This is a genomic window from Sulfurihydrogenibium yellowstonense SS-5 (assembly GCF_000173615.1).
Lineage (GTDB): Bacteria > Aquificota > Aquificia > Aquificales > Hydrogenothermaceae > Sulfurihydrogenibium > Sulfurihydrogenibium yellowstonense.
This window is the reverse complement of the sequence record NZ_ABZS01000065.1, coordinates 1-8,234: the sequence shown is the minus strand read 5'-3', so window position 1 is coordinate 8,234 and position 8,234 is coordinate 1. Positions and strand designations below refer to the sequence as shown.

Below are 8,234 nucleotides of genomic sequence, written 5' to 3'. Positions count from 1 at the left end.
TGCATTAAAACAATAAGAGGAGTAGGTTATAAGTGGGAATGTGAACCTGTCTCATAATTCTTTACATTTGCGGAGTTAAAGATTTCTTTTCAAAGTGGTCAGAAGTTTTTTGAAGAATGCTCTTCATTTCATCAGTAACTTGTCTTAAAAATGCTTTAAATTTTTTATCTTCAATTCCAAAGTGAGTTGATGCAGCTTCTACGTCCTCAACTAAAATTTTTACATCATTTTTATTTTGATAGATAGATATTCTACAGGGAATTAATACACTGATTACATCTTTGTTAAACTTTATACCCTCAGTTAGATAATCAGCTCGACATAACAGATAAGTTTTATGTGGAGTATTAGATTTTATTGTTTTATCTACATTCATTGTATGAATGATACCCCATTTATGATTTTGGATTTCTTGCTGAAGTACTGCGTTCACTTTGTCAAAATTACCTTTTTTAATCACAACGTAATAATAACCTTTTTCAAAATTAACCTCACCACCAAAAGAGAGCTTTAACATCAATAAAGGCAAAACTAAAATCAATAAAACTTTTTTCATGACACCAACCTCCAATTGTTAAGTTTTAATCTAAATATAATTTCTATAATTTCATATGTCTATATATTTTTTATATTTTTTATAAATCAAAAAATGGAAGTTGCTTAATTGGATAAATAAGTAAATAATGCTTTGATGCGAGAAATCCAAAAGATTAAAAGATTCTTGGTTATAGCTAAAAGTTAGAAAGTAATATTTTGATGGGTTGGCATTGTTTGGCAACTGATGAATTTTTCCGCGTTTTCGATTTCTCAACCAACGTATATGAGTGCCAAATATGATATACTAATTTAAGGATTTAGGAGTTAAGTTATGAAAAGATTAATAATTATATTCTTATTGTTTTTTTTATTATCCCAATTGTCGTTTGGAGGAGAAAGAGTGCTTAAAGTAATATATCCAAATAACTTGACTTTAATATACAAACAAACCCATGGGAAAGGAATAATAGCCGGTAGTATATTTATTAGAGGTGGAAGCTTTGAAGATGGAACAGAAAAAGCCGGTCTCACAAATTTGACATTAAAAATGTTATTAAAAGGTTCAAATAAATATTCGGATTATGATATAAACAAATTTTTTGAAGACAGCGGTGGGTATATATCCTCTTCATCCGGGGAAGATTTTTCAAACATTGAATTTGCCACCACTGTAGATAATTTCCCTAAGGCTGTAGAAATTTTAATGGATATCTTAGAAAACCCATTATTTCCGGAAGATAAATTTGTTCAAGAAAAAGGCAATATAATCGCACAAATAAAGGCAAAAAAAGAAGAAGGATTTTCCATCGCCTTTGATGAGTTAAGAAAAGTGATATACAAAGATACAAATTACCAATATAGCCCACTTGGAACAGAAGAATCGTTGAATAAGATAACATTGGAAGATGTGAAAAAAAGATGGAATGAGCTTTTAAACAGTAATAGGATAGTTATATCAATAGTTGGGGATGCTTCATTTAAAGAATTTGAAAATCAGTTATATAATTTCTCAAAGCTACCAAAAAAAGATTATTTTAGCTTTCCAAAAGTTGATAAGATTATCGAAGATAACCCATGTGTTACAGTTCACAGAGAAGGTCAACAATCAACTATTTTAATTGCATATAACGCTCCAACTCTTTTAGATAAAGATTATATTCCGTTTAGAGTATTAAATGGGATTCTTGGAAGCGGATTTACTTCTCGTATGTTTCAAGAGCTAAGAGAAAAAAGAGGGCTTGCATACGCAACAGGTTCTTACTTTCCGGCAAGATTAAACATTGGTACAGTTGTTTTATATATCGGCACAGACCCTAAAAAAAGAGAAGACGCAGAAAAAGGTATGAGAGAGGTTGTTAAAAGTTTGAAAGAAGGAATAAAGGAAGAAGAGATAAAAATATCCAAGGAAAAAATTCTTGGAACGTTTATGATGGACCATCAAACAAGGTCAAAACAAGCATATTATTTAGGATGGTTTGAAACTGTAGGGCTTGGTTATCAAATGGATAAAAACTATCCAAATTTAATTAAAAAAGTAAAACTCCAAGATTTAACTAAACTTACAACTAAATATTTTACAAAATCTTCTTGTATTATAGTATCTCCGTAATTTGCACTTTAAAGTCAGAATTGAGACGTTAAACTGCTGCTTATTTTCTCGGTCTCTCACTTTTTCATCTACTCACTATCTCACTTATTATATAATTATTTCTAATAGTATCTTGAGTGAGAAATTAGCGGTTTTTATAAAATTTAAAAATGAGATCCTTCGGCCTTACGGCCTCAGGATGACAGAGAAAGCAAAAGCATGTTAACAATTACCTTATTTGTCATTCTGAGCGAAGCGAAGAATCTCATGTTTTTGTTGAATTTCTCACCCGACGTTTATTATATAATTATTTCAAATAATCTTTGGAGGTAAAAATTGATCTGGTTTACTGAGTATCAAACACCAAACACAGGGTTAACCGTAAAAGTTAAAGAAGCTAAAACAGTAAAATCAAAGTATCAGGAAATCTTGATCTTAGATACTTATGAGTATGGCAAAATGCTTGTTTTAGATGGTGCAGTTCAAACAACAGAAAGAGATGAGTTTATATATCATGAGATGCTTGCACATCCTGCCTTGATAAAACATCCAAACCCAGAAAGAGTTCTTGTTATTGGTGGTGGTGATGGTGGAACAATCAGAGAAGTTTTAAAGCATCCATCTGTAAAAGAAGCTCATCTATGTGAAATTGATGAAGAAGTTATAAAAATTTCAAAAGAGTATCTTCCTACAATTTCATGTGAACTAAACAATCCAAAAGTCCAAGTTTTTGTAGAAGATGGAAATAAGTTTTTAGATGAAAGAAAAAGTTATTATGATGTTATATTGCTTGACCTATCTGACCCGGTAGGTCCTGCAGAAGCTTTATTTAAAAGAGAGTTTTATACTAAAGTTAAAAATGCACTTAGAGAAAACGGAATAATGGCAGCACAAACTGAATCTCCATTTTTACAAGAGCTTTATTTTAAGACAGCTGTAAATGAGATTAAGCAAGTATTTAAATACTTTGGAACCTATTTAGCATTTATTCCAACATATCCAGCTGGAATGTGGAGCTTTACATTGGCGTCCGATGACGTTGATATTTTAAAGTATGAGGAAAGTGAGTTTGATAAGATTAAGGATTTGAAAACAAAATATTTTTGTGATAAAATATATACTTCTTTGTTTTCAATACCAAAATTTGTATCAGATTTAATTAAATAATTGAGAGGTGAGAAATTGGCAAGAGAGGTTTTAGACTTAATCGCAAAAAGAGCATCAGAAAAAACGAATATTAAACTTTACGGAAGAAGCGTAGAAAGGGTGTTGGCTGGCCTTTTAACAATATCAGATTTTTGGAAGGTTGTAGACTTAGCTGACCAACCGGTTCCGGCGACAGCGGAAATAGTAAGACAGCTTGTAACCGAAGGCATCGCAAAAATAGAAAACGATGAGATCTTATTAACAGAAAAAGGTTTTAACCTCGTAAAAGAGCTAAAAATACCACCGGCAGTTGATTATTCTTGTAAAGCTTGCGAAGGTAGAGGTATACCATTCTATGCAAATTTAGATTGGTATCATACATTTTTACAAGTTACAAAGGATAGACCGAAAGCAATTCAAGAGTATGACCAAGGCAGCGTTACACCGGAAACTACTGTATCAAGAGTTTTATTCTTAGATTCAAGAGAAGATTTAAGAGATAGAGATATTCTTGTTATGGGTGCTGAGGATGATTTAACAGGTTTAGCTGTAGCTTTAACAAGACTTCCAAGAAGAGTTTTAATCTTAGATATAGATGAAAGGTCTATAGATTTTGATAACAGGATCTTTAAAGAACTTGGCATAGACAATGCAGAAGCTATAAGATTTGATTTAAGAAATCCATTCCCGGAAGAATGGTTGAAATCTTTTGATGTATTTATCACAGACCCACCGGAAACATTAAAAGCCTTTAAAGCATTTATTGCAAGAGGTATTGCAGCATTAAGACAAGAAGGTAGTGTTGGATACTTTGGATTAACATTAAGAGACTCTTCTATTACAAGATGGCATCAATTCCAAAAAGCTTTAATAAACGACTATGGAATGGTTATTACAGACATAGTTCAAGACTTTAACGCATACATGAACTGGGACTATCATGCTGAGACAAAAGCTCAGGAAGTGGCACCGGTCAATAAAGTTCCAACAGATATATGGTATAGGTCTGCATGGGTAAGAATGGAAGCATTACCAGGCTTTAAAGGTGAAAACGTTCAAATCACTGATGAAGTTTTCAGAGAATTATACTTAGACGAAGAGGGCTCAACTACTTAATATAATCTTAAACAGGGCGATTTATCGCCCTTTTCTTAATGAAATATTTCACATATCTTATCTACACTTTCTATTTGGATTGTAGAGTGGGTTATACCTTTTTTTTTTAAGAATTTTTCTAATTTTTCAAGAACTTCCATTGATCTATCCATGTCTTTGACAACTATATGTCCGGTAAAATAAATATCCTTGGAAGATAAAGACCATACATGAATATCGTGAATTTCTACAATTTCATCAAATCTATTTTTCATTTCATCTATCAATTCATACAGATTTATATTAGATGGGGCTGCTTCCATTAAAACCTTATAGCTTTTTTTCAAAATAGGAAAAGTTTCTTTAAAGATGTAAACACTGAAAATTAATGATAAGATTGAGTCGATGATGCTTATTTGAAAAAGATAGATAAAAATTCCGCCAATCACGACAGACAAGGATAACAATGCATCACTCAAAAGATGAATATAAGCAGCTGCAATGTTTATATCCTCATGATGATGGTGGTCATCTTCTTCATGGTGATGATGATGTTTTAAAATTAATGCTGATATTAGATTTACTATAAAAGCTATAAATCCAAAGATTATGACAAATAAACCTTTAACTTCTTCCGGATGAATCAATCTAAGCGTAGCTTCATAAATAATAAAAATTAATGTTATCATTAAAATTAAACTGTTTACAAAGCCGGCCATAGATTCAGCTTTTAAAAAGCCAAAAGTCATTTCTAAGGTTGGCTTTTTTGATAAAGCTAAAATGGCAATCAAGCTGACAATTAGAGAAATAACATCTTGAAAGTTGTGAATTGCATCAGTGATTAAGGATATTGAGTTTGAATACAAGCCAAAAATAACTTGAATTATAACGATTAAAGTATTTAATCCTATTGCAATTATTAGCCGGTTTTTGCTTTGATTTACATCTCTTTCTTTTAGTTTGTTTTCTATGTAAACCATTTCAAACCTTTGTGATTACATAAGCGTACAGATTTCCATTAACTTTATTTTTGATTGTTTTGTAAGCTTCTAATAATGTTGCACCTGTTGTTAAAATATCATCAAAAACAAGCGTATTGCCATCTATTTTGTCAACTGTTAATTTAAAGCTATCTTTTAGATTTTCAAACCTTTCTGTCTTGTTTAACTCAACCTGCAGTTTTGTCTCTTTGACTTTTATCAAATAATCTTTTACGAGATATTTTGGAAATATGTAAGTCAAAATCTCCTTTAAATGATTAAATCCTCTTTCTTTTAATTTTTTGTTTGATATAGGAATGTATAAAATATTTTGTACTTGGTTTTGTCTGACGAACTTTTGAAAGTCTTCTTTAATGATTTTTGCTATATCGTAAGCTAAATTTTTGTACTTACCAAACTTATACTCTCTAAGAATCTCTCCAAATTCATAATAATCTGTAAAAGCTTCTATGTAAGAATATTTTCTATCATATTTACATTCTTCACATATTGGATAGGTGTTTTCTCCAGACTTTCCGCAGCTTCTACAAAAAAAGCTTTCGGTTTTTTCAAATTTTGATAAACAATCATCACAAACAATGTTTTGGTTTGTAAATATAAAAGGGTCGCCACATAAAACACATTCCCTTGGAAAAAGCGTGTTAAATATTAGCTTAAATTTACTTAACCAATGGTAATTCTGATGCTTTCCACTCAAATAATCCACCTTTTAGATTGTATACGTTTTTAAATCCGGCTCTATCTAATATCTGGCTTGCGATCGCACTTCTATTCCCAGACCTACAGTATACAAGGATTTTTTTATCTTTGAAGTTGTTAAGCTTATCTAATTGCTGTCCTAAAATTTGGACAGGAATGTTGATTGCATTACTTATATGTCCTTCTTGGTACTCTTGTGGTGTTCTGACGTCGAGAATTATCACATCTTTCTCTTTTTGCATCATTTCATAAAACTGCTTTGCATTTAAATCTTGGTATGCAAAAGAAAATCCGAAAATTAATAAAATTGTCAAAAAAGCCTTTCTTATCATTCTTCATCTGCCTCCACTTTTATTCCTACTTCTTTAAGCTGTTTTTCTGAAACATAATCCGGTGCTCCTGTTAGCGGGCATATTCCTTTTTGTGTCTTAGGGAAAGCGATTACGTCTCTTATGCTTTCGCTACCTGTCATAAGTGCTAAAATTCTATCAAGACCAAAAGCTAATCCGCCGTGTGGTGGTGCTCCGTAGCTTAAAGCTTCTATTAAAAACCCAAATTTTTCTTTTGCCTCTTCTTCTGAAATGTTTAAAAGCTGGAATACTTTTTCTTGTATATAAGGTGTATGTATTCTTATTGAACCTCCACCTATTTCCTCACCATTTAAAACCATGTCGTAAGCTTTTGATTTAAAGCTAAGCGCAATTTCTGGATTATTTAAAGCTTCGTCCAATCTATCTATATCTTCGTCTTTTGGGCTTGTGAATGGATGGTGTATTGCAACAAGTCTATTTTCCTCTTCGTCCCATTCAAAAAGTGGAAAATCAACCACCCATAAAAACTCTAATTTGCTATTGTCTATTAGATTCATTTTTTCTGCTATATGCTCTCTTAAAAATCCTAAAACTTTATGAGTAATATCTTTTTTATCTGCAATAAATATTAGCAAGTCTCCATCTTTTGCGTCCATAAGACTAAATAACTTTTGTTTTTGCTCTTCTGTGAAGAATTTTAGGATTGGAGAAGTAGCTTCTCCATTTTCAAGTTTAACCCATGCCATTCCTTTGGCACCAAACTTTTTAGCGTATTCTGTAAGCTCGTCAATTTCTTTTCTTGAAAATTTAGACCCACCTTTAATGTTTATACCTTTTACAAGTCCGCCGGATTTTGCTACATCGTTAAATACTTTAAATTCTACTTCTTTTGCTAAATCTGTAATATCTATAAGCTCTAAGCCATATCTTAAGTCAGGCTTGTCTGTTCCATATTTATTTATAGCTTCTTCATAGCTCATTCTTCTAAAAGGAATTTTTATATCAATTCCAAGAACTTTTTTGTATACATACTGAATCAAAGATTCTGATAAAGTCATCACATCATCTTCTGTTACAAAAGACATCTCTAAGTCTATTTGTGTAAATTCTGGCTGTCTGTCTGCTCTTAGGTCTTCATCTCTAAAACATTTGGCTATTTGGAAGTATCTTTCAAGCCCTGCAACCATCAAGACCTGTTTAAACAGCTGTGGTGATTGTGGAAGTGCATAAAATTTGCCTTTTTCTAATCTTGATGGAACTAAAAAGTCTCTTGCTCCCTCCGGTGTTGATTTTGTAAGCATTGGAGTTTCTACTTCAATAAATCCATTTCCGGCTAAGAACTCTCTTACAGCTTGATATACTTCGTGTCTTAATATTATGTTTCTTTGCATAGATGGTCTTCTTAAGTCTAAATATCTGTATTTTAATCTAACTTCTTCGCTAACTTTTATGTTATCTTCTATTGGGAAAGGTAAAGCCTTGGATGTGTTTAAGATTAAAAGCTCTTCTCCTGCTACTTCAATATTTCCTGTTCTCATTTTTGGATTTTCAGTACCTGCTGGTCTTCTGTTAACTCTACCTCTCACACCTATAACGTATTCTGATTTAAGTTTTTTCGCTTTATTGTATAACTCTTCTCCAATTTTTGATGGGTCAAAAACTACTTGAACTATACCCTCTCTGTCCCTGAGATTTATAAAAATAACTCCGCCATGGTCTCTAACAGTGTCAACCCAACCAAGAAGTCTAACTTCATCACCTATATTTGATTCGTTTAAATCTCCACAATAGTAATCTCTTTTAAATTCTCTAAGCTGGTCTATCATAAAACCTGGTCAACCAAACTGTATAAAACTT

At 31.8% G+C, this 8,234-nt stretch carries 8 protein-coding genes; 3 read left to right on the top strand and 5 right to left on the bottom strand.

The window, feature by feature from the left end; all coding sequences use genetic code 11:
• Window positions 1-61: 61 nt before the first annotated feature.
• Window positions 62-556 carry a DUF302 domain-containing protein gene (locus SULYE_RS03830; protein WP_007546685.1) on the bottom strand — a complete coding sequence of 165 codons (495 nt, stop codon included), beginning with the start codon at window positions 554-556 and terminating at the stop codon, window positions 62-64.
• A 312-nt stretch (window positions 557-868) separates the two neighbouring features.
• Here SULYE_RS03830 and SULYE_RS03825 point away from each other — a divergent pair, with 312 nt between their 5' ends.
• The 3 genes from SULYE_RS03825 to SULYE_RS03815 all read left to right on the top strand — a co-directional run bounded on the left by SULYE_RS03825 (window position 869) and on the right by SULYE_RS03815 (window position 4,387).
• Window positions 869-2,146 carry a M16 family metallopeptidase gene (locus tag SULYE_RS03825; protein WP_043989058.1) on the top strand — a complete coding sequence of 426 codons (1,278 nt, stop codon included), beginning with the start codon at window positions 869-871 and terminating at the stop codon, window positions 2,144-2,146.
• 315 nt (window positions 2,147-2,461) lie between these two features.
• Window positions 2,462-3,292 carry a polyamine aminopropyltransferase gene (speE, locus tag SULYE_RS03820; protein WP_007546680.1) on the top strand — a complete coding sequence of 277 codons (831 nt, stop codon included), beginning with the start codon at window positions 2,462-2,464 and terminating at the stop codon, window positions 3,290-3,292.
• A gap of 15 nt (window positions 3,293-3,307) precedes the next feature.
• The gene (locus tag SULYE_RS03815; RefSeq protein ID WP_007546678.1) at window positions 3,308-4,387 is read left to right on the top strand and encodes a bis-aminopropyl spermidine synthase family protein; all 1,080 of its coding nucleotides are present in this window, start codon (window positions 3,308-3,310) and stop codon (window positions 4,385-4,387) included.
• A gap of 35 nt (window positions 4,388-4,422) precedes the next feature.
• Here SULYE_RS03815 and SULYE_RS03810 read toward each other — a convergent pair whose 3' ends face one another.
• Genes SULYE_RS03810 through aspS form a run of 4 tightly spaced genes read right to left on the bottom strand, consistent with a single transcriptional unit; the run spans window position 4,423 to window position 8,203 of the window.
• Complete coding sequence (locus SULYE_RS03810) at window positions 4,423-5,346, bottom strand: cation diffusion facilitator family transporter (protein ID WP_007546676.1); 924 nt, start codon at window positions 5,344-5,346, stop codon at window positions 4,423-4,425.
• A 1-nt stretch (window position 5,347) separates the two neighbouring features.
• Complete coding sequence (locus tag SULYE_RS03805; RefSeq protein WP_232178572.1) at window positions 5,348-6,073, bottom strand: ComF family protein; 726 nt, start codon at window positions 6,071-6,073, stop codon at window positions 5,348-5,350.
• Window positions 6,027-6,398, bottom strand: coding sequence for a rhodanese-like domain-containing protein (locus tag SULYE_RS03800; RefSeq protein WP_007546673.1), 372 nt, complete (start codon window positions 6,396-6,398; stop codon window positions 6,027-6,029). The genes SULYE_RS03805 and SULYE_RS03800 overlap by 47 nt, the downstream gene beginning before the upstream one ends.
• Window positions 6,395-8,203: an aspartate--tRNA ligase gene (gene aspS, locus SULYE_RS03795; RefSeq protein WP_007546672.1), complete on the bottom strand. Its 1,809-nt coding sequence runs from the start codon at window positions 8,201-8,203 to the stop codon at window positions 6,395-6,397. Before aspS ends, SULYE_RS03800 begins: the two co-directional genes overlap by 4 nt.
• Between the last annotated feature and the right edge of the window lie 31 nt (window positions 8,204-8,234).

Coding starts and splice junctions, on each gene's coding strand:
- SULYE_RS03825 (WP_043989058.1), top strand. CDS start 869: ATGAAAAGATTAATAATTATATTCTTATTGTTTTTTTTATTATCCCAA.
- SULYE_RS03830 (WP_007546685.1), bottom strand. CDS start 556: ATGAAAAAAGTTTTATTGATTTTAGTTTTGCCTTTATTGATGTTAAAG.
- aspS (WP_007546672.1), bottom strand. CDS start 8,203: ATGATAGACCAGCTTAGAGAATTTAAAAGAGATTACTATTGTGGAGAT.
- SULYE_RS03810 (WP_007546676.1), bottom strand. CDS start 5,346: ATGGTTTACATAGAAAACAAACTAAAAGAAAGAGATGTAAATCAAAGC.
- SULYE_RS03800 (WP_007546673.1), bottom strand. CDS start 6,398: ATGATAAGAAAGGCTTTTTTGACAATTTTATTAATTTTCGGATTTTCT.